Source organism: Flavobacterium sp. (assembly GCF_044339515.1).
Taxonomy (GTDB): Bacteria; Bacteroidota; Bacteroidia; order Flavobacteriales; family Flavobacteriaceae; genus Flavobacterium.
Map to the genome: position 1 here is coordinate 32,531 of NZ_JBIIVK010000010.1, position 25,299 is coordinate 57,829.

Below are 25,299 nucleotides of genomic sequence, written 5' to 3' on the forward strand. Positions count from 1 at the left end.
AATAAATGAACAACAATTCCCGAATAAGTAATTCCGTAAAAAACATCTCTTTTGGTTTACTTACGCAAGTAACTCAGATGATATTGGGCTTTGTTAGTCGAACCATTTTCATACAGTACCTTGCAATTGAGTATTTAGGTGTAAATGGATTGTTTACCAGTATTTTAACCATGTTGTCGTTAGCAGAATTGGGGATTTCAAGTGCCATTCTGTATGCTCTCTACAAACCCCTGGCAGAAAAAAGCGAGGAAAAAATAGCAGCCTTAGTTCGATTCTTTAAAAAAGTTTATTTAGTTATTGCCGGTATAGTAGCTTTTTTGGGCCTATGTGTTTTACCTTTTCTTACCCAAATTGTAGATAATCCACCACCACAATTAGCCAGCGATTTACACGTCATTTACCTGTTGTTTTTGTTTAATACGGTAGCTTCCTATTTTTTTTACTATAAAATCAGTTTGTTTCAGGCCGACCAAAAGGGTTATGTGATTTCCAAACGAAACATTGTTGTTTTTATCATCCAAAACAGTTTACAGATTCTTTCGTTGGTTTTGTTTCAAAACTTTCTACTCTACCTTTCCATTCAGTTGGTATGTCAATTAGGGGGTAATTTATATCTGTCGCAATTGGTTAAAAAGCATTATCCTTTTTTAAGCCAGTATAAAAATTCGGAAGTTGAAAAAGAAGTGAAAGATCAAATTTGGTCCAATCTAAAATCCACTGCGTTGGTTAAAATAGGCGGACTCTTAGTGAACAATACCAGCAACATTGTGCTAAACTATTTTTCCGGTCTAAAATCGGTGGGTTTGTTATCCAATTATACTTTATTAATCGGTTTAGCTTCCGGTTTAATTATGCAGGTATTTGCCAGTTTAACGGGAAGTATTGCCAATGTGAATGTGAAAGAACCTTTAGAGAAAAAAAGAGAAATTTTCAATATTGTGAATTTTGCTAATTTTTGGGTTTATGGACTTGCTTCCATTTGTTTCATTGTGTTAGTGAATGATTTTATTACCGTTTGGATTGGTCATTCATTTACTTTGTCTTTTGATGTAGTTTTAATTTTAGCCCTAAATTTTTACATGGTTGGGATGCAAAATGCTGTATGGACTTTCAAAGGTACTTTCGGATTATTTAAATACGGTCGTTGGTTGGTTATTGGCACGGCCATCATTAACGTAGCGTTGTCTTTTTTGCTAGGTAGTTATTTTGGGCTATTCGGGATATTATTATCGATGGCCATTGCCCGTGCCGTGACCAATTCGTGGTATGATCCCTATATCGTGTTTACCCTAGCGTTGAAGCTCAATGCCAAAGACTATTTTATAAAATACTTCAAATATTTAGTAGTTCTGTTGTTTATTCTAGGAATGCTGTTTGGTATTTCACATTGGATTGCTTTTGAAGGGTTAGGTGGGCTTCTTTTTAAACTATTCCTGTGTTTGGTTATTACGAATCTGGTGATTTACTTGATTTATAAAAACACCGCTGAGATGAAGTATTTGGTGTATGTTGCACAAGGAATTCTTCAAAATGCGAAAGAAAAATTCAAAAAATAATTTTCATTACAAATCGATTATTTGATAGTCAGTTGATTGCATTCTGAGCAAAAATGAATGTAAAAAAAACATTAATTGTTAAAAAAAGTTTAAACTGTCCTGATATAAGTTTAAATTTGCACCTGATTAAAAGCACAAAATGAAAAAAAAGATACTACTTTGTTTTGGTACACGCCCCGAAGCTATAAAAATGTGCTCCTTAGTACATGAACTAAAACAAGAGCCAGCCTTTGATGTAAAAGTGTGTGTTACCGCACAACATAGAGAAATGCTCGATCAGGTGCTTCAATTTTTTGAAATTACGCCGGACTATGATTTGAATATCATGAAGCCCAATCAGTCGCTTAACGAATTAAGTAGCCGAATTTTTATCGCCATCGATCAAGTTTTGGTAGACTATGCTCCCGATATTGTTTTGGTTCATGGTGATACCACTACGTCCAGTATTACGGCATGGGCGGCTTTTCATCGGGGTATAAAAGTAGCTCACGTGGAAGCGGGATTACGCACCTTTGATAAGTTTTCACCCTTTCCAGAAGAAATAAACCGTCAGATTACCGGTAAAATTGCCGATTATCATTTTGCACCTACCGAGTTATCAAAAGAAAATTTATTGGCTGAAAAAGTAGCAGACCATACCATCTTAATTACCGGAAACACCGTTATCGATTCTCTTTTTTGGACTGTAAAAAAATTAGACACTAATTTTGTCAATCCCAAAATTGACGAATTAAAGGCAAATCTTGATTTTTCAAAGAAAGTAATTTTAGTTACTGCACACCGTCGTGAAAATTTTGGAGATGGTTTTGAATCGATTTGCAAAGCCTTGGCTCGCATTGCCCAACATGATGAAGTGGAAATTTTGTTTCCGGTTCATTTGAATCCAAATGTTCAGGAACCTGTTAATAGAATATTATCCAATTATAAAAATATTCATTTGGTTGAACCACTTGATTATCCTTCATTTGTGTGGGCTATGAAAAATGCGTATCTTATCATTTCTGATTCGGGCGGTGTGCAGGAAGAAGCTCCTTCGTTAGGCAAACCGGTTTTGGTTTTACGCAACACCACCGAGCGTCCTGAAGCCGTTGCAGCCAAAACAGTGAAATTAGTGGGTACCGATTTTGAAACGATTACCACCACTGCCTTGGATTTATTGGAAAATGAAGCACACTATCAAGCCATGGCAAAAGCTCATAATCCTTATGGCGACGGATTAGCCAATGAACGAATCTCTAATTTTTTAAAGGAAAGATTATGATACCCAAAATTATTCACTATTGTTGGTTTGGCGGAAATCCTTTACCGGAATTAGCTGTAAAATGTATTGCTTCTTGGAAGAAATACTTACCGGAATATGAAATCATCGAATGGAATGAATCGAATTTTAATTTAGATGAGTACATTTTTGCCAAGCAAGCATTGGAAAACAGAAAATTTGCTTTTGTATCAGATGTTTGTAGATTACACGCGTTAAAATATCACGGAGGTATTTATATGGACACGGATGTGGAAGTATTAAAGCCATTGGATGCTTTTTTACATCACGCTGCTTTTTCCGGATTTGAAAATGACGATTTTGTACCCACTGGTATTATGGCAAGTGAAAAGGAAGCTGTTTGGACAACCGAGATGTTAGCGTATTATCACAATAAACCTTTTGTAAAAGATAACGGAGAATTTGAAATGACTTCTAATACCTCAATCATTACAGATTTAATGCTTCAAAAGGGATTTGTGATGAACAACAAGTTTCAGGAAATAATGGATTATGTTGCTTTTTATCCGAATGATTATTTTTGTCCTAAGAGTTATAAAACGGGTCGTATCGAGTTAACTGAAAATTCTGCGTGCATTCATCATTTTGCTAAATCATGGATTGCTCCGCATAAACGATGGCGAAATATTGCCAAAATGAAAATGATGTCGATTGTGGGTGCGGAAAGAATGCAAAAAATAATTGATTTGTTTAGATAACCAATAGTTTTATTACTGAAAAAAATAATTGAATGAAGTTAGTATATATAACCGATCAAATTTATTTACACGGAGGTGCCGAAAAAATTTTAATCCAAAAATTGAATCATTGGGTTGAAGATTATAATTATGATGTCGTGGTTATTACAACTGCTCAAAAAAATAAACTACCCTTTTTTCCATTAAATTCTAAAGTTAAACTAATTGATTTAGGCATAGACTATAATGAAAGTATAAGTTATTTTACACATGAAAACCGTTCTAAATTTTTTAATCATTATAAAAAACTAAAAAAGATAATTGAGATTGAAAACCCAACGGCAGTTTTTGTTGTTTCATTAGGTTTAGCGAGGTATATTACGCCGTTTATTACAAAAAAAAGTATTTCTTTTTTTGAGTATCATACCTCTTATTACGGTACATTTTTGAGCTATCAGAAAAAGACAGCTTTAAAAAAGTTATTTTATAAAATTAAAAAAATAGGTATTAAATTTATTGAAGATAAATACAATTATGTTGTGTTACTCAATCAGGAAGAGTACGACTTTTTTAAAAGAAAAAACGGAATTATTATTCCCAATTTTTTCAATGAAAGTGACAAACCTTTGGTTGCTGAAAAGGAAAATAAAATAATAGCTTTAGGAAGGCTAACGTATCAAAAAGGATTTGATTTATTACTAGAGGCGTGGAAAATTGACAGTAAAAAAATAAGCGGATGGAGGATTGAAGTGTATGGAAATGGAGAAGACAAGGACCAATTACAGGATTTAATTGTTACAAATAATTTATCCGATTCTTTCTTTTTATTACCGGCTACTAATCAAGTAAATCAATTGATGGCAACGTCTTCAATTTATGTAATGAGTTCAAGATATGAAACCTTTCCAATGGTTTTGTTAGAAGCATTACAAAACGGATTACCTGTTGTTTCGTTTGAATGTCCTTCAGGTGCTCGAGCCATTTTGACAAATAACAGCGACAGCATTATTGTAAAAAATGATGATGTAAACCAATTAGCAGAGGGATTATTGACGTTGATGAATGACGAAAAGCGAAGAAATGAATTGAGCAAGAATGCTATCCAAAATGTTAAACGATTTAGTCCTAAAATCGTGATGGAAACATGGAATCGATTTATAACTAATCCTAAATAAATAATCTATTGGATTCAATAATACCCATACAAAGCTATGTAGCTGTTTACTATAACATTTTGTTATTGGTGGTTTTTATTGTTTATGTCACCTCTTTTCAAACACCAATATACGATTCAGATAATTTGAAAAGAAAAAATACTTTTGGGTTTTTTATTTTTGTCTTTGTGTTGTTCTACATGGGTTTACGTCCGTTGAATTTTCGATTTGGAGATATGGTTGTTTATGCTAAATCGTTCAATGATTATTCACTGGGAATTTACCCCAAAATCATCAAAGATTATGTGTTTAATGAATTTATGAGAATATGCTCTGTTTGGATGAGTTTGTCAACTTTCTTTTTAGTATGTGCATTTCTTTATATATTTCCTTTGTATATTGTTTCCAAGAGATTATTTAAAGAATATTGGTTTTATGCTTTTTTTATGCTGGTTATATCTTTTTCATTTTGGGCTTATGGGACAAATGGAATTAGAAACGGAATAGCCACTTCATTATTTTTATTAGGTATTTCAAGCAATAAAAAAGTTTTTACTGTCATCTTGATATTATTGGCTTTATCTTTTCACAAATCGATGATTATTCCATCAATAGCATATATAATTTCTTTGTTTTATTTAGATACAAGAAAATATATTTATTTTTGGTTGCTTTGTATTCCTATTTCTTTGGCTTTGGGAAGTTTTTTAGAAAACTTTTTTTTAATTCTTTTTGGTGAAGAAGACCAGAGGGTTAGTGTGTATCTGGGTGAGTTTAATGAAAAGAGTGAAGGAGCCATTTTAAAACTCGGATTCCGATGGGATTTTTTAATTTACAGTGCATCGGGCGTTTTTGCAGGATGGTATTTTATTGTGAAGAAAAAATTTGATGATAAATTCTATAAACAACTATTTGCCATTTATTTAATTGTTAATGGGTTTTGGATTTTAATTATCAGAGCCAATTTTAACAACCGATTTGCTTATTTATCTTGGTTCATGTTAGCAATTATAATCCTATATCCGTTACTCAAAAACCATTATTTTGCAAAGCAGCATCAGTTGATTGGAAAAATTATACTTATTTATTTTATGTTAACTTACTTCTTAGATTATATTTCAAACCCGCTGGCATGATAACATTTTTTATACTAACGTATTGCAGAAACGTTTGCTTATCTTAACTTTTTATTTTTAATTAATTTATAATACTACTACTATGACGTTCTCTATAATCATACCTATGTATAATGTTACGCAGTATATTGAGCGATGTTTAGAGTCTGTATTTATTCAAGATTATCCATCTGAAAAATATGAAGTAATTTTAATAAATGATGGTTCGTCAGATAACTCTGAAGAGATAGCACATAATTACTGTGTAGGTAGATCAAATGTCAAAATAATAAGCCAAGAAAATAAAGGATTAGGTGGTGCAAGAAATTCGGGAATTGATAATGCAAGTAATGACTATTTAATTTTTTTGGATTCTGACGATTTATTAGAACAAGACAGTTTAATGCAAGTTTCTACTAAATATGGACAAGTTTTATTTGATGTTATTGAATTAGCTGCCAATAATGTTTCACCAACATTTTCCTTACTAACTTCGTTTAAACCATCTGAACTAACTGATTTTAAATCCGGAATTGATTATTATTTAACTGAAAAAAATATTCCGTCTGTTTGTAACAAAATTTATAACCGAGATTTTTTAAATTCTTATAAGCTAAGGTTTAAAGAAAAAATGTACATAGAGGATTTTGAATTTAATACAAGAGCTTTCTTCTATGCAAAGAAGGTATTATGTACAGGAAATATTAGTTTAGAAAAGTTTGTTCAAACAGAAGGTTCTATTACTAGAAATAAAAATAAATCAGTTAAGCAAAAATTAGTTCATGATTTGTTTCATGTAGCCACATCAGTAAAATTATTCAGTGCAACTGTAAGTAGCAACAAACTAGACGTCGATTATTTTAATGATAGAATGTCAAGAATCAATGTGAACATTGTTTTTCAAGCCTATAAATACGGCTTTAGCAGGGAGGAAATAAATAATTTAATAAGTGAATTAAAAAGTCAAAATCTTTATTACCTTGACAAGAAAATCAAATTAAAAAATAAAGAAGTATTTAGAAAATTGGTTTATAATTTTAAATTTCTGTTTGATATTTTAATTTATTTTAAAAATGAAAGATAAACTATATAAAATATTGCCTAATTTTTTTCAAGGAATTCTAATTTCTATATTTAATTATATGGCATACAAAGAAAGGTATGGTTATACATATAGAACTTACAGAAAACAGTTTTTAGAAAATCATAATTTGAGCTTGGAAGAATTAAAGACAATTCAGAAAAAGAGGTTTGGAGATTTTTTGGAAAGTGCAATTGCTAAATCAAGTTTCTATTCAAAATACCCAAAAGTTACTTTAAATGAAATTTTAAGTTTACCAATTGTAAGTAAAGAAGATCTAAGAAAGGAGATAAAGAATGTATATACATTGTCTAAAAATGAAGGAATTATATCTAAAACAGGAGGTACTACAGGAAAGTCTTTAGTGGTACTTTTTTCAAAAGACAATATGCAAGAACGATTTGCTATGCTAGATGATTTTAGATCTAGATTTGGTTACAAACTCGGAAAAAAAACGGCATGGTTTTCAGGAAAAGATTTAATTACACAAAAAGATATACGTAAAAATCGATTTTGGAAGTATGATTTGTTTTATAAAGTGCGATATTACTCTACTTTTCATGTCAAAGAAAACTATCTAAAATATTATGTAGAAGATTTAATTAGTTTTAAACCTGAATATTTGGTTGGTTTTCCATCAACCATTTTGGAAATAGCAAAATGTGGATTAAAAAACAACTATGATTTTCCTGAGAATACAATCAAAGCAGTATTTCCAACGGCAGAGTCTATTTCAGAAGAAATGCGAGAGAATATTTGTCGATTTTTTAAAACCAAAATGTATGACCAATATGCTTCTTCCGAAGGAGCTCCATTTATCTTTGAATGCGAAAGAGGAAGTCTGCATTTGGAACTTCAGAGTGGTGTTTTTGAGGTTTTAGATGAAAATGATTTGCCTGTAAATTCCGGTCGCTTGGTGGTTACTTCTTTTACAACATCGGGTACGCCATTAATTCGATACGATATTGGAGATTCAATCATCTTGGAAGATGAAGGAAAAGAGTGTGGTTGTAACAATAAAAATCCTTTGGTTAAAGAGATTTTAGGTAGGATTGACGACTATGTTTATTCTCCTGAAAATGGAAAAATTAATCTTGGAAATATTTCTAACACTTTAAAGGATACTTATGGTATTATAAAGTTTCAAGTGCTACAAAATAATTTAAACGAAATAAAGATATTTGTTCAAAAGGATGATGAAATTTTCAATACTAAAATTGAAGAAATTTTCTTAAAAAACTGGGTGGCTAGGGTAGGTAGTAAGATGAAAATCAATATTGAATATGTTACTGATATTCCCTCAGAAAAAAGCGGGAAATATAGGATGGTTAAAAATAATGTAAAACATCTTATATGAAAAAACTCATCCGCATCACCACCATTCCTCTCTCTCTCGATAAGTTATTGCCGGGGCAGTTGCGTTTTATGAAGGATTATTTTGAGGTTATAGCCATTTCTTCTGAAAAAGAATACCTTGAAAAAATTGGAGAACGTGAAGGTGTAACCACACATTCTATCGAGATGACCCGAAAAATCACACCACACAAAGATGTTTGGGCAATGTTTAAATTATGGCTCTATTTCTTAAAAACCAAACCGCACATTGTTCATACGCACACACCTAAAGCCGGAATCGTTGGGATGTTAGCCGCTAAATTGGCAGGTGTTCCTCATCGGTTGCACACCGTAGCTGGATTACCACTGTTAGAAGCTGTTGGTAAAAAGAGAAAATTACTTGATTTCGTTGAAAAATTGACTTATCGATGTGCCACACTTGTTTTACCTAATTCTGAAGGGTTAAAAAAAATTATTTTGGATCTTCACTTTACGAGCCCTCAAAAGATAAAAGTGTTGGCAAATGGTAGTTCAAACGGTATTGATACGTCCTATTTTTCTAAAGCCCATTTTTCTTTTGCACAGAAAGTAGCTTTACGCGAGTCCTTGCAGCTGCTTGACACTGATTTTGTTTTTGTATTTGTGGGTCGTTTGGTTTCCGACAAAGGTATAAACGAAGCGGTAAGTGCTTTTACGAAATTACGTATTACCTATCCGCAGGCAAAATTTCTATTGGTTGGGCCTTTGGAGAGTGATTTGGATCCCTTGGATCATTCTACTTTGGAGGCGATTACGCATTGTTCAGGTATCCTTTCGGTGGGTTATCAATCGGATGTTCGGCCTTATTTGGCTATTTCCGATTGTTTGGTATTTCCGAGTTATCGGGAGGGTTTTCCGAATGTGGTGATGCAGGCGGGTGCGATGGAATTGCCTTCTATTGTTTCGGACATCAATGGTTGTAATGAAATTATAGTTCCGGGTGAGAATGGAATTATTGTTCCTGTTAAGTCGGAACAGGCACTTCTAGAGGCCATGGAGCTAATGCTTTCGGATGAGGCGTTGCGGGAGCGGTTAACGAATAAGGCTCGTTTGATGATTGAGGAGCGTTATGAGCAACGGGTTGTCTGGGAGGCACTTTTGAAAGAGTATCAGATGATGGGATGATTTTTTTACCGCAAATTCGCAAATTATTTGAATAGTATTGTGGCGAGTTTTTTTCTGCGAATTACACTAATTGTTTTGGAGTTATTTTTTTTACCTCTATTTCGCAGATTAAGCGGATACAGCTTATTTTGGGTTGTGTTTTAGGATTTGTTGGATGGTGACGGAATTGAAACTTCGTTTGAGTGGTCTGATTTTCTTTTTGTAGTTTTCTGAAAAGCCAATAAAAACAAATAGAAGGACTAATTGGTTACCTTTTAGTTTCTCAGGTTTCAGTGTAATGTCAATTGTTTTATCTTCTTTGTCGAAAACAACTTCTTCGCTGTAAGCGGTTTCAAAGGTATCGTTTATGTAATCCCAATTGGATTTCGCTACTGCCAAATGTACTTTTGAGGCTGTTTCGGGCCATTCAATATCTTCCAGTAATGAAAGGCTTGAGAGGTTAAACGTTTCTGATTTGGCATCCCATTTTCCGTTTATCTTCAATGTTTTTTCAAGTGGTTTGGTTCTGTTTCCTTCAAAACCTACTAATAGGCTGACCCCTTCTTTGGTGTTTAAACCATTTTCAACGGTTCTTTCTCCTCTTTCATTGAGGAGGTCTTCTTCTAAAATTTCAAAGAGCAATTTGTTTGCTCGTCCGGCAGTGCTTACGTCTTTTGCTCTCATCATGAAACGATTGGCGAGAAAGCGAAAGATTCTACTTTTTTTGGCGGCTTGGCCAAATTCTTTCCCGTGTTTTTTGATAGGGTTGAAAATAGGGTTGGATTTAAATTGTTCTTTGGTAATGCCCGGTTTTCCTTTTGTTTTTACACGGTTTACTTTGTCTTGGTCAACATAGAAGGTAAGGTCTCCTATGGTTCCTGTGATGGTGTAGGGTGCTGAAACGATTGCCACGCTTTTATGGTTTAGATTTTCAAATATCTTAAAATGATTTTGGATTTGCAAGGGGGGGAGATTGTCTGTTATCTGTTGTAGGTTGTAGGTTGTAGGTTGTCTGTAGTGTATGAGGTTTTGTGGGAAGTGCGGGTTTTGTTGTGAAGTTGTAAACTTTTGAGAGTATGGGTTGATTTTAGCCACGGATTTTGCGGATTAGACGGATTGGTTTGGGGTGGTCGTTGTGTTTTTCATTTTTATGGGGTGAAATCTAAAAAATGTTGTAGTTTTGCCGATGGAATGCAATGTGGATGTTGTTCAGTTGTTTTCAATTTCTTTGAAGTTTGGACGATTTACGTTACTTTTTTGTATCAGCTATGTATCAAACGATATTTAAACCTGTTTTCGATTTTCTTGCAGCTTTTTTTGGGTTGCTTTTGCTCTTTCCACTATTTATTATTATTACGATTGGTTTATTTATTGCAAACCAAGGCAAGCCTTTCTTTTTTCAACAACGGCCGGGTAAAAACGGCAAGATCTTCCGGATTGTAAAGTTCAAGACAATGAATGACAGAAAAGACGGCGAAGGTAATTTATTGCCTGATGCTGACCGGTTGACTACCGTAGGTCGATTTGTTCGCAAGACTTCATTGGATGAACTTCCGCAATTGCTTAATGTATTGAAGGGCGATATGAGTTTAATCGGTCCACGCCCTTTGTTGACCCATTATTTACATCTTTATAATGATTTTCAAAACCGCCGGCATGAAGTGAAGCCCGGTATAACAGGTTGGGCTCAAGTGAACGGACGCAATGCCATTTCGTGGGATAAGAAATTTGAATATGATGTTTGGTATGTGGATCATGTTTCGTTTGGGTTGGATATAAAAATATTGATTAAAACGGTACTGAAAGTAGTAAAGAGTGAGGGTATTAACGCCGCAGACGCGGCCACAATAGAGCCTTTTGATGGACAATAAAGTTACTTTGTATGGAGCCAGTGGGCATGGAAAAGTAATCATTGATATACTTGAATCCATGGGTGTTGAAATTGATTGCATTTTGGATGATAATCCGAATTTACACCGAATATTGAATTATTCGATTGCTAAACCAGCTGTAAAGGATGTTGAATATAACCGGCAAGTTATTTTTTCGATTGGAAATAATGCCGTTAGAAAAATGCTTTCCGAAAAAATGAATTGTACTTTTGCAAAAGCAATTCATCAATCGGCTATCATATCCGCCCATTCTGAGGTGAGAGAAGGAACGGTTGTAATGGCCGGGGTTATAATTAACCCTGACACCGTTGTGGGTAAGCATTGCATTATAAATACAGGAGCTGTAGTGGAACATGACTGTGTCATAGCTGATTTTGTCCATCTTTCTCCAAATGTTTCCTTGGCCGGAAATGTGCATGTGATGGAAGGAGCTCATATTGGTATTGGAGCGAGTGTGATTCAGGGTGTACGAATTGGAAAATGGGCCACAATAGGAGCAGGGGCAGTTATTTTGAAAGACGTGCCTGATTATGCTGTAGTGGTTGGGAATCCCGGAAAAATAATAAAATATAACACAAAAAATGAATAAATCAAAAATATGGCTTTCTTCTCCACATATGGGAGGAAATGAGCAACAATTTGTTAATGAAGCTTTTGAAGCCAATTGGGTTGCACCACTTGGTCCTAATGTCACCGGTTTTGAGACGGACTTAGAGCAATATTTGAAAGAGGATGTTTTTGTAGGAGCTTTAAGTTCAGGTACGGCTGCTCTTCATTTGGGACTCATTCTTCTTGGAGTAGAGCCGGGCGATGAGGTTATTTGTCAAAGTATGACTTTTTCAGCCTCTGCTAATCCTATTGCTTATCTTGGTGCAACACCTGTTTTTGTAGACAGTGAACCACAGACTTGGAATATTTGTCCGAATGCGTTGGAAGAGGCTATTAAAGACAGAATACATAAAGGCAAAAAGCCGAAAGCCATTGTTGCAGTTCATTTGTATGGTATGCCATTTCAAGTTGATGCAATTCTTGAGATTGCTCAGCGATATGCTATTCCGATTTTGGAGGATAGTGCCGAAGCTTTAGGAAGCACTTTTAAAGGAAAGAAATGTGGCACCTTTGGAGATTTGGGTGTTTTATCTTTCAATGGTAACAAAATTATTACCACTTCCGGTGGTGGTGCTTTGGTAGCCCGTACAAAAGCTCAAAAAGAGAAGGCCGTTTTTCTTGCAACCCAAGCCAGAGACAATGCTCCACATTATCAACATTCTGAAATAGGTTATAATTATCGATTGAGTAATATTTGTGCAGGAATTGGTAGAGGTCAAATGCAGGTGTTAGACGATCATGTTCTGTTAAGAAGAGAAATGCATTCGTTTTATAGGAATGAATTGGAAGGAGCTTCCGGCATTCGTGTTTTTAGTGAACCCCATTCTGATTTTTATTCCAATCATTGGCTTTCCGCTATTGTTATTGATGCTACAAAAAATAACGGAAAAACGAGAGAAGATTTACGATTAGCTTTTGAAGCAGAAAATATTGAAAGTCGTCCGTTGTGGAAACCGATGCATTTGCAACCTATTTTTGAAAAGTATCCCTATTATGGTGGGACCGTTTCAGAGGAATTGTTTGCCAATGGGTTATGTTTGCCTTCGGGGTCTAACTTAACGGATGATGACCGAAGCCGAATTTCTAATGTTTTAGCACAATTTGTACATTAAGATTTTTTTAAGATTTAATTTTTTTTATATCTTTACTAATCCATATTAAAAAAAATAATTTTGAACGATTCGGAAAAAAAGAATTTTCTTCACGAGTTTTCTCAATTTGCCTCGGGTTTAAGCCTTCGTTTTACCTTTAAAAACATGGGTTATTTACCGCGTTGGATTGTTTTGTTATTGGATACTTTCACGATAGCAGTTTCCAGTGTTTTAACCTATTTTTTATTTAAGGGAGTTAAGTTAGATTATATCCAATCTGAGGAGAAATTCATTTCAGTTTTAGGTTACATCTCCATCAACGTATTTTTCTTTTGGGTATTTAAAACCTATTCCGGGATAATTCGTCACTCATCGTATATTGATGCTTTGAAACTTTTCTTTGCTCAATCTGCCACCTTGGTGCTAATGGTATTTATTAATTTTGTTTTGATTTTATCAAATCAAGATAAGTTGTTCTTGACTACCGGTATATTTATAAATGCCGTTTTATCGTTTTCTTTTTTATTTTTTTATCGGGTTATTGTAAAGCAGTCGTTTGAAAAATTCTTTAGCGGTAAAGAAAAGAAAGATCTTACTCGAGCAATTATTTATGGTTCTGATGCCAACGCCATAGCGGTTGCCAACGCGTTGAAGTCGGAAGTGCCCGGTCGTTTTAAATTGATTGGTTTCATCGATAAGAACAATCAAAATACGACTAAAAGAATTTTGGATTTACCTATTTTGAATTTAAATCGGAAAGTCCCCGTCTTGATGCGTTTTGTTAAAGCAGAAGCCCTGATTATTGCGGATAAAAGTTTAAATAAAGAAGAGCGTTCGACCATTGTTGATGAATGCTTGGAGTTTAATCTAAAGGTTTACACTATTCCCCTAGTTACCGATTGGGACGACCAGAAAGAAATATCTAAAAACATTAAGAGTTTTGAGATACATGATTTATTGGAACGTAAACCTATTGTTTTGGATACTAGATCCATTTCTAACCAATTGCATGGAAAAACGGTATTGATAACGGGAGCAGCCGGATCGATTGGTAGCGAAATTGTTCGGCAGGTTTTAGAATTTAATCCGAAAAAGATCATCATACTTGATCAGGCTGAGACTCCTTTACACAGTTTATCTTTAGAGATTTTGAGCAAAGACAAGGATGTGGTTATTCGGAATGTTATTACCGATATTCGAAACCTTTCTTCTTTGGAAAAAGTTTTTAAAAATTTTCATCCGCAAGTAGTTTATCATGCAGCGGCATATAAGCATGTTCCTTTGATGGAAGAGAATCCGTCTCAAGCTATTTTTACAAATGTAATGGGTACCAAAAATTTGGCTGATTTATCGCAAAAATTTGGTGTTGAGCATTTTGTAATGATTTCAACTGACAAAGCGGTTAATCCATCGAGTGTGATGGGTGCGAGTAAACGTATAGCAGAAATGTATGTACAATCACTTCATTTTGAGAATATTGAAAAAAGATTGTCTCAATCTACCAAGTTTATTACGACTCGTTTTGGCAATGTTTTGGGCTCAAATGGTTCTGTTGTTCCATTGTTTACAAAACAGATTCAGGAGGGTGGACCGATTACGATAACTCATCCTGAGATTATACGTTATTTTATGACTATCCCTGAGGCTTGTCAGTTGGTTTTAGAAGCAGGAGCAATGGGTAATGGTGGAGAAATCTTTATTTTTGATATGGGTAAACCCGTTAAAATTATCGATTTGGCTAAAAAGATGATTCGATTGGCTGGTTATACTCCAGATAAAGAGATAAAGATTAAAATTGTAGGCTTACGACCGGGTGAAAAATTGTATGAGGAGCTTTTGAACAATTCAGCAAAGAATTTGCCAACCCATCATGAAAAAATTATGATTGCAGAAGAAGTCTGCAAAGAATATAAATTACTTTCAGATGAGGTTGAAGACTTATTTATTTTATCTCATTTGAAGACCAATGATAAAATTGTAGCTAAAATGAAGAAAATTGTACCTGAGTTTAAAAGTATGAATTCTGTTTTTCAAGAATTGGACAGTTAATTATTTGAAACGTTAGATTTTTGGCTATTTAAAACCTATCTTTGCAGAGATTTTTTTATATATTTTATGAAATTAAAATTTTTACTCTCTATTGGAGTTGTTCTTTTAATGACCTCTTGTGCGTCTAAAAAGAAAATGATTTATCTACAAGGGATTGAACAAACTTCAACTACTGAAGTTGTGAAGTATGAGCCCAAAATTCAATTGGATGATTTAATTTATATTAATATTTCTTCGGAGTCTATTGAAGCAGCGGCTCCTTTTAACTTGCGAGGAGAAGTTGGACAAGCCGCCGTAGGTAACGCGGTGCAATTCAGTAGTTATTTGGTTGACAATCAAGGAGAAATAAGTCTGCCTATACTTGGCAAGATAAAGGCAGCGGGTTTAACAAAGACTGAATTACACGATTTTTTAAAGATTAAATTAAATGAGTATTTAAAGGATCCGATTTTAGTGGTTCGTGTAATCAATTTTAAAGTAACGGTGATGGGTGAAGTGAAGAGTCCCGGTAATTTTACTTTAAACTCTGACCGCATCACTATCATGGAAGCATTGGCACAAGCGGGGGATTTAACCCCTGTGGCAAACAGACAAAATGTATTGGTTGTGCGTGAAGAGTCCGGTATAAAATCCCATTATCGTGTAGATCTTACCGATTCAGAGTTGTTGAAATCTCCCATTTATTATTTAAAGCAAAACGATTTAATTATAGTTGAACCACGCTTCACTAAACCAGAATCTTCTGTTGTAGGAGCTAATCTCCCATTGACTATATCGGTCATTAGTTTTTTAATAACAATAACAGTATTAGCCACGCGATAATATGCAAAATTCCCCACTACCTACAGGTGATTCAACTCAAAATAGTGTTGATATTAAGGAGCAAGTATTCATTTATTTGTCTTATTGGAAATGGTTTGTTTTGGGAGTTTTGTTGAGCTTCATTGGCGTATATTTCTATTTGCGTTATTCCGTGCCTAAATATGGTGTTAATGCCACTATATTGATTAAGGATGAGAAGAAAGGTGGTTCCAGTGAACTTTCTGCTTTTAGTGATTTGAATATATTTGCCGGAAAGAACAATGTGGATAACGAAATCGCGATTTTAAAATCCAAAACTCTATCACAAGGTGTAGTTTCGGAGTTAGAATTAGATTTGACCTATTATGTTGAGGGTCGTGTTATAAATCCTGAGTTATATAAGGATTTACCACTTAAAATTAATTTTAAAGAAAAGTCAAAACGCTATCATACCATTGATACTTCTTTTGTTGTTTCTCCCGTTTCGAATGAAAAGTTTAAAATTCTCAATTTTAATAAGACAAAAGGGCAAGAGTATACCTATGGACAGTTGATTAAATCGAATCTAGGTGTTTTTAGTGTAGAAAAGGTAGTTGATGTAGAAGATTTTGATAACGATATTTTTGTCATTAAATCAAAATTAGTCAATAAAGCTAATGATTACAGCAATAGGATTCAAATTGTAAATCAAGATAAAACGAATGTCATCCAATTGAGTATCGTTGATAATGTTGAACAAAAGGGTATTGATTACATCGACATGCTTATACAAAAGTATAATGAAGATGCTGTTGCTGACAGAAATCAAATCGCTAAATCAACTGAGAAGTTTATTAATGAACGATTAGAAATCATTACATCTGAGTTAGAAGGTGTTGAAAAAAACGCCGAGACATTTAAAAAAGAGAATCGTTTGACCAATTTGGACGAAGACGCCTCTTTAAACTTAAGCAGTGCAGCAGAATACGAGCGTTCGGTTTTGGAGACCGAAACCGATATAAGTATTGTGAGTGAATTGTTGAAATCAGTTTCCAGGTCTGATTCACAAGAATTGGTTCCTGCAATATATTTGCCAACTAACCCTGCTGCGGGTTTAATTGAACAACACAATAAATTGATTTTAGAAAGACAACGTTTACTCAAAAGCGGTACAACTTCAAACCCTCAGGTAAAAAATATTGACAAGCAGTTAGACGGTATAAAATCAAGTATCATTGATGGTTTAAAGAGTCAGCTCGCTTCTTTACGTATTACAAAAAATAATTTATCTCGTCAAGAGAGTCGTTACAACAGTAAAGTAAATAGGGTACCTACGGTTGACAGAATTTTTAAAGGTATCGCACGTCAACAGCAAATTAAAGAGTCGTTGTATTTGTATTTATTACAGAAGCGTGAGGAAACGGCCATATCCTTGGCTGTTACTTCTCCCAAAGCAAAAGTGATTGATTCCGCATATGCAACAGGTCAAGTAACGCTTAACAGAAATATATTTTATTTAGGGGCAATCGTGATTGGTTTATTGATTCCATTTGGAATTATTTATTTGATGTTTCTATTGGATACTAAAATCAAAACTCGACAAGATATTGAAGGAAAAGTTTCTATTCCCATTTTGGGTGATATTCCTAAATCAGATTCAAGTGATCAGATTATAAAAGCGAATAGTCGTTCAAGTTCAGCCGAGGCGATAAGAATAGTTCGAACCAACTTAGAATTTATTTTATCTCATGTTCCTGAGGATAAATGCAAAACTATTTTTGTAACATCATCGATTCCCAAGGAGGGTAAAACGTTCGTATCGATTAATTTAGCAACCACCATCGCTCTTTCCGGAAAAAGAGTTTTGTTAATTGGGTTAGATATTAGGAATCCTAAATTAGAGCAGTATGTTCAATTGCCTTCTAAAGGATTGACTAACTTTCTAACCAAAAACAATGCTGATATTAATGAGTTTATCGTAAAGTTGGATGGATATGAAAACTTTTACGCTTTGCCATCCGGAGTAATACCACCCAACCCAGTTGAGTTATTGATGAATAACAAACTTAGTGATTTGTTTGAAAAATTAAAACAAGACTATGACTATATTGTAGTTGATACTGCACCTGTCAGTATGGTCACAGATACTTTGCTTGTTGCTAAAAATGCTGATGCTTTTATTTATGTTATGCGTGCTAACTATCTTGATAAACGTATGTTGAAATTTGCTGATGGACTTTACAAAGAGAAGAAGTTGCCTAACATGGCTATTTTGCTGAACGATACCGATTGGAAAAAGACATATGGTTACGGTTATGGTTACGGCTATGGCTACGGCTATGGTTATGGCTACGGAGTTGAAACTGAGGTAAAGCCTTGGTATAAAAGAATATTTAGCTCAAAGAAATAGTTGATTATTTTGTATAGCTTGGATTAAATGGCTTTCTTCTTTGATAATTATTCGGTTTTCAAAACTTTCTACGTGGTTTAGGTGATGAACATCTGAACCTACAAAGTCTATCATGTTGTTTTCGAGAAGTTTTTGTGCAGTTTTCGCAACACTTTCACCATAATATCCTGTAACTGAAAGTAAATTTAATTGAAATAAGCACCCCGCTTTCTTTAGTTTATGGTAGGTATCCAAGTTATTATGATAAAATAAATAACGTTCCGGATGAGCTAAAATAGGTTTGTAACCGGCTACTTGTATTTCGAAGATGATATCAAATAATTGTAAGGGTGGATTTAGGTATGACATTTCCACCAAAATGTAGTAGTCTTTGAGGGTTAATAGTTTTTCTTTTTGTAAAAGTTCCAAAAAATAAGTATCCATCATGTATTCTGCAGCTGCTTTTACATTGCAATTGAATTCCTTTTCTTTTAAAACATCATTTAGGTATTTCTCACCATTTTTGATGGTTTCAGGTGAATTATTCCAAACATTATGGATGATATGTGGCGTGGTGATTGAATGAAGGAAACCTATCTTTTTTAACTGCGAAATGAGTTTTATTGAATCATCAACGGTTTTTGCTCCATCATCAATACCAGGTATCAAATGGGAGTGAATGTCTATAAAGTTATCCGGAATTAAATCTTTTAGAAATGATTTTTTTTTACTGAAGAAAATCAAAATATAATAGTGAATAGTTATAAAAAAACCCCTTTAGTAAGGGGCTTGTATTATTCAGTTTTTTGTGCTCTTTTGTTCAAAATGTAAAACGCGAACAAAATACTTACTAATGCTAACCATATTAGTTTTCCATCTATTGGAGCTGCCGGTGTATCATCACCTTCTAGTCCTCCACCTCCGTCATCGTCACCCGGTTGAGCGAATAGAACGAAGTCAGACAATAATAAAAATGTAAGGATGTAAATTTTGTAAATACTTTTCATAAACCACTTTAATAAGTTGCAAATATATAAATCATTTTTTAAAAAAGAACGAATTAATGTATTTATTGACAATAAATGTTGTAAAATAAATTCTACATTAACATTGACTATCATTCAAAACTACTCCATTTCGGAGGTGAAAAACATTTTTACATTTGGAAATTTACTTTGTGTCATTTGGATTGTAAATTCAGAGTCGGCTAAAAAAACCAATTGTCCGTATTTGTCATGGGCTAAAAATTTTTGTTTGATTCTTCTGAATTCTGCAAATTCTTCACTTTTTGGATCAACGGGTTTTATCCAACACGCTTTGTGAGCCGGAAAATTTTCATAGGAACATTTTGCTCCATACTCATGTTCCAAACGGTACTGAATTACTTCATATTGAAGAGCTCCCACTGTTCCGATGATTTTTCGGTTGTTCATTTCTAGGGTAAACAACTGTGCTACACCCTCGTCCATTAATTGGTCTATCCCTTTCTCCAATTGTTTGGCTTTCATGGGGTCGGCATTGTTGATATAGCGAAAATGTTCCGGCGAGAAACTCGGTACCCCTTTAAAATTCATTTCTTCTCCTTCTGTCAAAGTATCACCGATTTTGAAATTTCCGGTGTCATGTAAACCTACAATATCACCCGGATAGGAGATGTCAACAATTTCTTTTTTCTCAGCAAAAAAAGCATTAGGACTGGAAAATTTTAAACTTTTGTTCAAACGCACATGCGAATAAGGCTTGTTCCGTTCAAAAGTTCCCGAAACAATTTTAATGAATGCTAATCGATCACGGTGTTTGGGGTCCATGTTGGCATGGATTTTAAACACAAATCCTGACATTTTTTGTTCCGTTGGTTCAACTAAACGCGTATCTGAATGTTTTGGTCGGGGAGATGGAGCAATTTCGATGAAACAATCGAGCAATTCGCGAACGCCAAAATTATTTAAAGCCGAACCAAAGAATACGGGTTGTAAATCGCCTTCCAAATATTCTTCTCTTGAAAATGGTGGATATACTTCATCAATCAATTCTAATTCCTCTCTTAATTTGATGGCTGCTTTTTCGCCTACAATTTTATCTAATTCCGGATTATTAATGTCTGAAAATGCTATCGTATCCTCAATATTTTTCCGACTATCGCCACTAAAAAGGTTGATGTTTTTTTCCCAAAGGTTATAAATTCCTTGAAAATCGTAGCCCATACCAATTGGAAAACTCAACGGCGTAACACGCAGTTTGAGTTTTTTTTCTACTTCGTCCATCAAATCAAAGGCATCTTTTCCTTCTCGGTCCAGTTTATTGATAAAAACAATCATTGGAATGTTTCGCATGCGGCATACTTCCACCAACTTTTCCGTTTGTTCCTCCACACCTTTGGCAACATCTATCACCACAATCACACTGTCAACAGCGGTTAAGGTTCTAAACGTATCTTCGGCAAAATCTTTGTGACCCGGTGTATCTAAGATGTTGATTTTTTTATCTTTATAATTAAAAGCAAGTACCGATGTAGCCACGGAAATTCCACGCTGACGTTCAATTTCCATGAAATCGGAAGTTGCTCCTTTTTTAATTTTGTTGTTTTTAACAGCACCTGCTTCTTGAATTGCACCGCCAAAAAGCAACAGTTTTTCGGTCAACGTAGTTTTTCCGGCATCGGGGTGCGAAATAATTCCAAACGTTCTTCTGCGTTTGATTTCTTCTGTAAAACTCATATCTCTTTGTAAAGGTTTGCAAAAGTACTATTTCTTAGTCAAAAAAGTATAAACATTTTTCGTTAATAAATTTTTGTTAATAGTAGTGGCTATTCTTGTTTAATGTATTTGAATTGTTAATTTTGTGGGTTGCAATAGGTAAAGCTATCGCTTATTGATATAAATCTTTAATTAAATTTTTTGAAAATGAATAAAAAACATTTTTGTCTGGGAATTTCAATTCTTTTTTCTGTTTTTGCTTTCGCTCAATCGCCTAAAAAAGTACTTTTTACAGTTGATGAAAATCCATATTATACGGATGAATTTGTTCGTGTTTACAATAAAAATTTAGATTTGGTCAAAGACGAATCGCAAAAGGACCTCGATTATTATTTAGAACTTTTTGTAGGTTATAAATTGAAAATCAACAAGGCCAATAAATTGGGTTTGCAAAATAATTCGAAATACCAAAACGAATTAAAGTCGTATCGTACGCAACTTTCAAAAAATTACTTAACGGACTCTAAAGTTACCAAAGAATTGTTAGAGGAAGGTTATGCCCGATCTTTGAAGGAAATCAGAGCGTCACATATATTACTCACTTTAGATGAAAATGCTAAACCCGAGGATACGCTAGCAGTTTATAAACAGATTTTAGAATTAAAAAAACGAGCAGACAGTGGTGAAGAATTTGCTGCTTTAGCTCAGCAATATTCACAAGATCCAAGTGCTAAGGAGAATCAAGGAGATTTAGGTTATTTTTCAGCTTTCCGAATGGTCTACTCTTTTGAATCGGCTGCTTATCAAACCAAAGTAGGTGCCATTTCAAAGCCTGTTCGTACGCGATTTGGGTATCACTTAATTAAAGTAACCGATGTTCGTGATAACCGAGGTGATGTAACAGTTGCTCACATTATGTTGATGAATCCAACGGAAGAAAATCCGGAGGCTGCTGAAAAAAATAAAACTACAATTAATGAGATTTATGCCAAAATTCAGCAAGGCGAAGAATTTGAAGCGTTGGCTAAACAATTTTCACAAGATAAATCTTCTTCAGGAAAAGGAGGTGTTTTAAACCGATTTGGTTCCGGTCAATTGAGTTCGGAAGAATTTGAAACGGTTGCCTTTTCATTGCAAAAACCCAATGAAATTTCAAAACCATTCCAAACTCAATTTGGATGGCACATTATGAAATTAATTGAAAAGCATCCGGTCAAAACATTTGAAGAAGCCAAAGCAGATATGGAAAGTAAAATCAGCCGCGATGAACGTTCCAGAAAAATTACAGAATCTTTGAACGAAAAATTAAGAGCAAAATATCCGGTTAAACGCAATGAAGCGTTGTATGCTAAAATTAAAAAAGCGGTAACTGAAAAATATTATGAATCGGCCTGGGAATTACCAACAGATACAAAAACATTTGAAAGTGAATTTATTACCTTTTCAAAAGCAAAAATAAATGGGACACAATTTTTGAATTATTTGCTGTCTCAGCAGAAAAATTCTAATCAGCCTAAACCAATTGCTGCATTGGTAGATTTTCATTATTCAAATTTTTTGGATGCTCAATTGAATCAATTTTACAATGAAAATTTAGAAAATGAATTTCCTGAGTTTGCTGCTGTTATGGAAGAATACCGTGATGGTTTGTTGCTTTTTGATTTGATGGAAAAAGAAATCTGGGAAAAATCAAAAACCGATACCTTGGGATTAGAAGCTTTTCATAAAGCCAACTCCGGAAAATACCTTTGGAAAAAACGTTATGATGTTGTCGTTATTTCGTCAACAAAAGCTGATATTGCCAAGAAAGCACATAAATTAATGAAGCAAGGTAAAAAAGCAGATGAAATTAAAGCCGCTTTAAACACGGACGGTGTTATTAATATCATGGCAACAAGTGGGGTTTTTGAAGAAGGAAATGAGGCTTTGCCTAAAACGATAGCTTTTCAAAAAGGTCTTTCTGAGGTTACAAAAGAAGGGAACTATTATTATGTAGTTCAGACGAATGAAATTAAAGAAGCTGGTCCGAAATTATTAGAGGAGTGCAAAGGAAGAGTCATCAATGATTATCAACAATATTTGGAAGAGAATTGGGTAGCTAATTTAAAGCAAGAGTTTAAAGTAGCTATCAACAAAGAAGTTTTTGAAGAAGTAAAAAGTCAAATTAAAAAATAATGAATAAACCAACGGTCATTGTTTTGTTGTATTTTGTTTTTACTTCTTGTTCTTATTTTAAGCCGGAAGAAAAACCACAAGCTGTGGCCAGAGTGGGCGAAAGTTATTTGTTTAAAAGTGATTTAGTGGATTTGGTTTCGGAAGTAACCTCAAAAGAAGACAGTATCACGATTGTTCGCAATTTTATCGATCGTTGGGCGACACAAAAATTGCTGATTAAAGCAGCAGAAATAAACATAGATAAAGAACAACAAGAAGAATTTGATAAGCTGATTCAACAATATAAAGTAGATTTATACACCAAAGCCTATTTGGAGGAAATTGTAAAGCGAGAGGTTGACACCGTCGTTTCGGAAGCTGAAATAAAGGCATATTACAATGAAAATAAAGATAATTTTAAAACAAATGGTTCTTTGATTCGATTGCGATATATCAACTTACCCAAAGACCATCCAAAGTTTGAATTGATAAAAGGCAAGTTTTTTGATACTAAAAAAAGTGATAAAAAGTTTTGGGAAACCTATCAGCTGCAATTTAAAAGTTCGGCTCTAAATGATTCTGTTTGGGTAGAAATGAATCAGGTTTACAAAAAATTACCATTTATTACGCCTGATAACAGAGAGGAATTTATTATTGAAGGAAAATCAATTCAACAACCGGATTCGTTGAATGTTTATTTTGTAAAAATCAGAAACGTTATCGATAAGAATCAAGTTAGTCCGTTTGACTATGTAAAACCAACCATAAAGGAATTAATTATAAACAAAAGAAAACTAGATTTAATTAAAAAATTTGAGAAGGAAATCACCGATGATGCCATTAAAAACAACAAATATGAAATTTATAAATAAAACAGCAATAGCCTTAATTTTACTAGTCTCTTTTGCATTTTCAGGCAAAGCACAAGAAATTATTTCGGAAGATGCTCCGGTAAAAAAGGATACTGTTGAACCTTTTAAAAGAAAGAAAATTGACGGTATCGTTGCCACCGTTGGAGAATATATTATTTTAGATTCCGATATTGATATGGAATATATTGAACTTTCCAGTCAAGGTATTTCGACAGAAAACGTTTCACGTTGTGAATTGTTAGGGAAATTAATGGAAGACCGTTTGTATGCTCACCAAGCCTTGCAAGACAGTACCATTGTGGTAAAAGATTCTGAAATCAACAATATGATGGAAGAGCGTATTGCGTATATGGTTGGCCAGATTGGTTCTGTAGAAAAGATGCTAAAGTTTTATAACAAAAAAAGTGAAGAAGATTTTCGATCGTTCTTTTTTGATGTGTTAAAACAAAATAAACTTTCTACTGAAATGCGAAATAAAGTTGTTGAAGAAGTAGAGATTACTCCGGAAGAAGTACGTAATTTTTTCAAAAAAATACCAAGCGAAGACTTACCCACTTTTGGAGCAGAAATGGAAGTGTCTGAGATTGTTATTGAACCCAAAATTACTCAAGTTGAAAAACAAAAAGTAATTGATAAATTAAATGAAATTAGAAATGATGTGTTGAATAATGGAGCAAGTTTTACAACGAGAGCTGTACTTTATTCCGAAGATCCTGGTTCTAGATCAATTGGTGGTTATATTAAAATGAACCGAAAAAAGCAATTTGTAAAAGAGTTTAAGGAAGTCGCATTTAGTTTAAATGAAGGTGAAATTTCAAAACCTTTTGAAACAGAATATGGTTATCATATTATTTTAGTAGAAAAAATTAGAGGTCAGGAAATTGATTTAAGACATATTTTGCTTACACCTAAAGTATCCGACGATGCTTTAAGAGAAGCTAAAGAGAAGGCTCAATTGGTTCGTCAGCGAATTATGGATGGAGAATTATCTTTTGCAGATGCTGCCAGATCACTATCCGATGAAAAAGAAACCAGAGCAAATGGAGGTATTTTATTGAACCCAAAAACAATGGATTCAAAATTTGAATTGACTAAAATGGATCCAACTTTATATGGATACGTTTCAAATTTAAAAGATAATGAAGTTTCTGTGCCAATTTTAGATGAAGACTATAGAAAAATGAAAAAATACAAATTATTAATGGTAACCAACCGCATCGATTCGCATATTGCGGATTACGCTACGGATTACATTAAAATCAAAGATTTAGCTTTAAAAGAAAAACAATTTGAAGCAATCGGAAAATGGTCGAACGAAAAAATCTTGGAAACGTATATCAAAATTAACGGAGAATACCGAAATTGCCAGTTCATGAACAACTGGATGAAAAAATAATCTAACGAATTTCTTAAATCTATACCACCCT

General features: G+C 33.9%; 21 protein-coding genes. 17 read left to right on the plus strand and 4 right to left on the minus strand.

Features of this window, described 5'->3' with window-relative positions; all coding sequences use genetic code 11:
• Positions 1-5 precede the first annotated feature (5 nt).
• From ACIQ0M_RS04230 to ACIQ0M_RS04265, 8 genes are all read left to right on the plus strand, one after another.
• Positions 6-1,556, plus strand: a complete 1,551-nt coding sequence (locus ACIQ0M_RS04230; RefSeq protein ID WP_396150049.1) for a lipopolysaccharide biosynthesis protein — start codon at positions 6-8, stop codon at positions 1,554-1,556.
• Positions 1,557-1,695: 139 nt separating this feature from the next.
• Entirely contained in the window at positions 1,696-2,817 is a 1,122-nt protein-coding gene (wecB, locus tag ACIQ0M_RS04235; protein WP_396150051.1) for a non-hydrolyzing UDP-N-acetylglucosamine 2-epimerase, read from the plus strand.
• The gene (locus tag ACIQ0M_RS04240) at positions 2,814-3,533 is read left to right on the plus strand and encodes a glycosyltransferase family 32 protein (protein WP_396150053.1); all 720 of its coding nucleotides are present in this window, start codon (positions 2,814-2,816) and stop codon (positions 3,531-3,533) included. Before wecB ends, ACIQ0M_RS04240 begins: the two co-directional genes overlap by 4 nt.
• A 32-nt stretch (positions 3,534-3,565) precedes the next feature.
• On the plus strand, positions 3,566-4,687 hold the full coding sequence (locus tag ACIQ0M_RS04245; RefSeq protein WP_396150055.1) for a glycosyltransferase family 4 protein: 1,122 nt from the start codon (positions 3,566-3,568) through the stop codon (positions 4,685-4,687).
• Between the two features lie 8 nt (positions 4,688-4,695).
• Entirely contained in the window at positions 4,696-5,802 is a 1,107-nt protein-coding gene (locus ACIQ0M_RS04250) for an EpsG family protein (RefSeq protein WP_396150057.1), read from the plus strand.
• A gap of 82 nt (positions 5,803-5,884) precedes the next feature.
• Complete coding sequence (locus ACIQ0M_RS04255; protein ID WP_396150059.1) at positions 5,885-6,865, plus strand: glycosyltransferase family 2 protein; 981 nt, start codon at positions 5,885-5,887, stop codon at positions 6,863-6,865.
• A complete protein-coding gene (locus ACIQ0M_RS04260) occupies positions 6,855-8,219 on the plus strand; it encodes a phenylacetate--CoA ligase family protein (protein WP_396150061.1) in 1,365 nt (454 codons plus the stop codon). The genes ACIQ0M_RS04255 and ACIQ0M_RS04260 overlap by 11 nt, the downstream gene beginning before the upstream one ends.
• The gene (locus tag ACIQ0M_RS04265) at positions 8,216-9,361 is read left to right on the plus strand and encodes a glycosyltransferase family 4 protein (protein WP_396150063.1); all 1,146 of its coding nucleotides are present in this window, start codon (positions 8,216-8,218) and stop codon (positions 9,359-9,361) included. Before ACIQ0M_RS04260 ends, ACIQ0M_RS04265 begins: the two co-directional genes overlap by 4 nt.
• 123 nt (positions 9,362-9,484) lie before the next feature.
• Here the strand turns inward: ACIQ0M_RS04265 and ACIQ0M_RS04270 are convergent, their stop codons facing one another.
• Positions 9,485-10,252, minus strand: coding sequence for a hypothetical protein (locus ACIQ0M_RS04270; RefSeq protein WP_396150066.1), 768 nt, complete (start codon positions 10,250-10,252; stop codon positions 9,485-9,487).
• Between the two features lie 356 nt (positions 10,253-10,608).
• On the opposite strand from ACIQ0M_RS04270, the gene ACIQ0M_RS04275 reads away from it, so the two are divergent.
• From ACIQ0M_RS04275 to ACIQ0M_RS04300, 6 genes are all read left to right on the plus strand, one after another.
• Positions 10,609-11,211: a sugar transferase gene (locus ACIQ0M_RS04275; RefSeq protein WP_396150133.1), complete on the plus strand. Its 603-nt coding sequence runs from the start codon at positions 10,609-10,611 to the stop codon at positions 11,209-11,211.
• The gene (locus tag ACIQ0M_RS04280; RefSeq protein WP_396150067.1) at positions 11,201-11,821 is read left to right on the plus strand and encodes an acetyltransferase; all 621 of its coding nucleotides are present in this window, start codon (positions 11,201-11,203) and stop codon (positions 11,819-11,821) included. Before ACIQ0M_RS04275 ends, ACIQ0M_RS04280 begins: the two co-directional genes overlap by 11 nt.
• Entirely contained in the window at positions 11,814-12,953 is a 1,140-nt protein-coding gene (locus ACIQ0M_RS04285) for a DegT/DnrJ/EryC1/StrS family aminotransferase (protein WP_396150069.1), read from the plus strand. Before ACIQ0M_RS04280 ends, ACIQ0M_RS04285 begins: the two co-directional genes overlap by 8 nt.
• Before the next feature lie 60 nt (positions 12,954-13,013).
• A complete protein-coding gene (locus ACIQ0M_RS04290) occupies positions 13,014-14,981 on the plus strand; it encodes a polysaccharide biosynthesis protein (protein ID WP_396150071.1) in 1,968 nt (655 codons plus the stop codon).
• Between the two features lie 66 nt (positions 14,982-15,047).
• Positions 15,048-15,803, plus strand: coding sequence for a polysaccharide biosynthesis/export family protein (locus ACIQ0M_RS04295; RefSeq protein ID WP_396150073.1), 756 nt, complete (start codon positions 15,048-15,050; stop codon positions 15,801-15,803).
• Between the two features lies 1 nt (position 15,804).
• A complete protein-coding gene (locus tag ACIQ0M_RS04300; RefSeq protein ID WP_396150075.1) occupies positions 15,805-18,171 on the plus strand; it encodes a GumC family protein in 2,367 nt (788 codons plus the stop codon).
• Here the strand turns inward: ACIQ0M_RS04300 and ACIQ0M_RS04305 are convergent.
• From ACIQ0M_RS04305 to ACIQ0M_RS04315, 3 genes are all read right to left on the minus strand, one after another.
• Positions 18,160-18,894, minus strand: coding sequence for a tyrosine-protein phosphatase (locus tag ACIQ0M_RS04305; RefSeq protein ID WP_396150077.1), 735 nt, complete (start codon positions 18,892-18,894; stop codon positions 18,160-18,162). The genes ACIQ0M_RS04300 and ACIQ0M_RS04305 overlap by 12 nt on opposite strands.
• Positions 18,895-18,944: 50 nt before the next feature.
• Positions 18,945-19,157: a signal peptidase gene (locus ACIQ0M_RS04310; protein WP_396150080.1), complete on the minus strand. Its 213-nt coding sequence runs from the start codon at positions 19,155-19,157 to the stop codon at positions 18,945-18,947.
• Between the two features lie 120 nt (positions 19,158-19,277).
• Complete coding sequence (locus ACIQ0M_RS04315) at positions 19,278-20,867, minus strand: peptide chain release factor 3 (protein ID WP_396150083.1); 1,590 nt, start codon at positions 20,865-20,867, stop codon at positions 19,278-19,280.
• A 186-nt stretch (positions 20,868-21,053) separates the two neighbouring features.
• Here ACIQ0M_RS04315 and ACIQ0M_RS04320 point away from each other — a divergent pair, with 186 nt between their 5' ends.
• The 3 genes from ACIQ0M_RS04320 to ACIQ0M_RS04330 are packed head-to-tail and all read left to right on the plus strand — an operon-like array spanning position 21,054 to position 25,268.
• Positions 21,054-23,021: a peptidylprolyl isomerase gene (locus ACIQ0M_RS04320; protein ID WP_396150085.1), complete on the plus strand. Its 1,968-nt coding sequence runs from the start codon at positions 21,054-21,056 to the stop codon at positions 23,019-23,021.
• A complete protein-coding gene (locus tag ACIQ0M_RS04325) occupies positions 23,021-23,872 on the plus strand; it encodes a hypothetical protein (protein ID WP_396150087.1) in 852 nt (283 codons plus the stop codon). The genes ACIQ0M_RS04320 and ACIQ0M_RS04325 overlap by 1 nt, the downstream gene beginning before the upstream one ends.
• Positions 23,856-25,268, plus strand: a complete 1,413-nt coding sequence (locus ACIQ0M_RS04330) for a peptidylprolyl isomerase (RefSeq protein ID WP_396150089.1) — start codon at positions 23,856-23,858, stop codon at positions 25,266-25,268. Before ACIQ0M_RS04325 ends, ACIQ0M_RS04330 begins: the two co-directional genes overlap by 17 nt.
• Positions 25,269-25,299: the final 31 nt, after the last annotated feature.

Excerpts from the sequence above, each read along its gene's own strand:
- ACIQ0M_RS04230 (WP_396150049.1), top strand. The coding sequence starts at position 6 with ATGAACAACAATTCCCGAATAAGTAATTCCGTAAAAAACATCTCTTTT.
- wecB (WP_396150051.1), top strand. The coding sequence starts at position 1,696 with ATGAAAAAAAAGATACTACTTTGTTTTGGTACACGCCCCGAAGCTATA.
- ACIQ0M_RS04240 (WP_396150053.1), top strand. The coding sequence starts at position 2,814 with ATGATACCCAAAATTATTCACTATTGTTGGTTTGGCGGAAATCCTTTA.
- ACIQ0M_RS04245 (WP_396150055.1), top strand. The coding sequence starts at position 3,566 with ATGAAGTTAGTATATATAACCGATCAAATTTATTTACACGGAGGTGCC.
- ACIQ0M_RS04255 (WP_396150059.1), top strand. The coding sequence starts at position 5,885 with ATGACGTTCTCTATAATCATACCTATGTATAATGTTACGCAGTATATT.
- ACIQ0M_RS04260 (WP_396150061.1), top strand. The coding sequence starts at position 6,855 with ATGAAAGATAAACTATATAAAATATTGCCTAATTTTTTTCAAGGAATT.
- ACIQ0M_RS04265 (WP_396150063.1), top strand. The coding sequence starts at position 8,216 with ATGAAAAAACTCATCCGCATCACCACCATTCCTCTCTCTCTCGATAAG.
- ACIQ0M_RS04275 (WP_396150133.1), top strand. The coding sequence starts at position 10,609 with ATGTATCAAACGATATTTAAACCTGTTTTCGATTTTCTTGCAGCTTTT.
- ACIQ0M_RS04280 (WP_396150067.1), top strand. The coding sequence starts at position 11,201 with ATGGACAATAAAGTTACTTTGTATGGAGCCAGTGGGCATGGAAAAGTA.
- ACIQ0M_RS04285 (WP_396150069.1), top strand. The coding sequence starts at position 11,814 with ATGAATAAATCAAAAATATGGCTTTCTTCTCCACATATGGGAGGAAAT.
- ACIQ0M_RS04295 (WP_396150073.1), top strand. The coding sequence starts at position 15,048 with ATGAAATTAAAATTTTTACTCTCTATTGGAGTTGTTCTTTTAATGACC.
- ACIQ0M_RS04300 (WP_396150075.1), top strand. The coding sequence starts at position 15,805 with ATGCAAAATTCCCCACTACCTACAGGTGATTCAACTCAAAATAGTGTT.
- ACIQ0M_RS04310 (WP_396150080.1), bottom strand. The coding sequence starts at position 19,157 with ATGAAAAGTATTTACAAAATTTACATCCTTACATTTTTATTATTGTCT.
- ACIQ0M_RS04315 (WP_396150083.1), bottom strand. The coding sequence starts at position 20,867 with ATGAGTTTTACAGAAGAAATCAAACGCAGAAGAACGTTTGGAATTATT.
- ACIQ0M_RS04320 (WP_396150085.1), top strand. The coding sequence starts at position 21,054 with ATGAATAAAAAACATTTTTGTCTGGGAATTTCAATTCTTTTTTCTGTT.
- ACIQ0M_RS04325 (WP_396150087.1), top strand. The coding sequence starts at position 23,021 with ATGAATAAACCAACGGTCATTGTTTTGTTGTATTTTGTTTTTACTTCT.
- ACIQ0M_RS04330 (WP_396150089.1), top strand. The coding sequence starts at position 23,856 with ATGAAATTTATAAATAAAACAGCAATAGCCTTAATTTTACTAGTCTCT.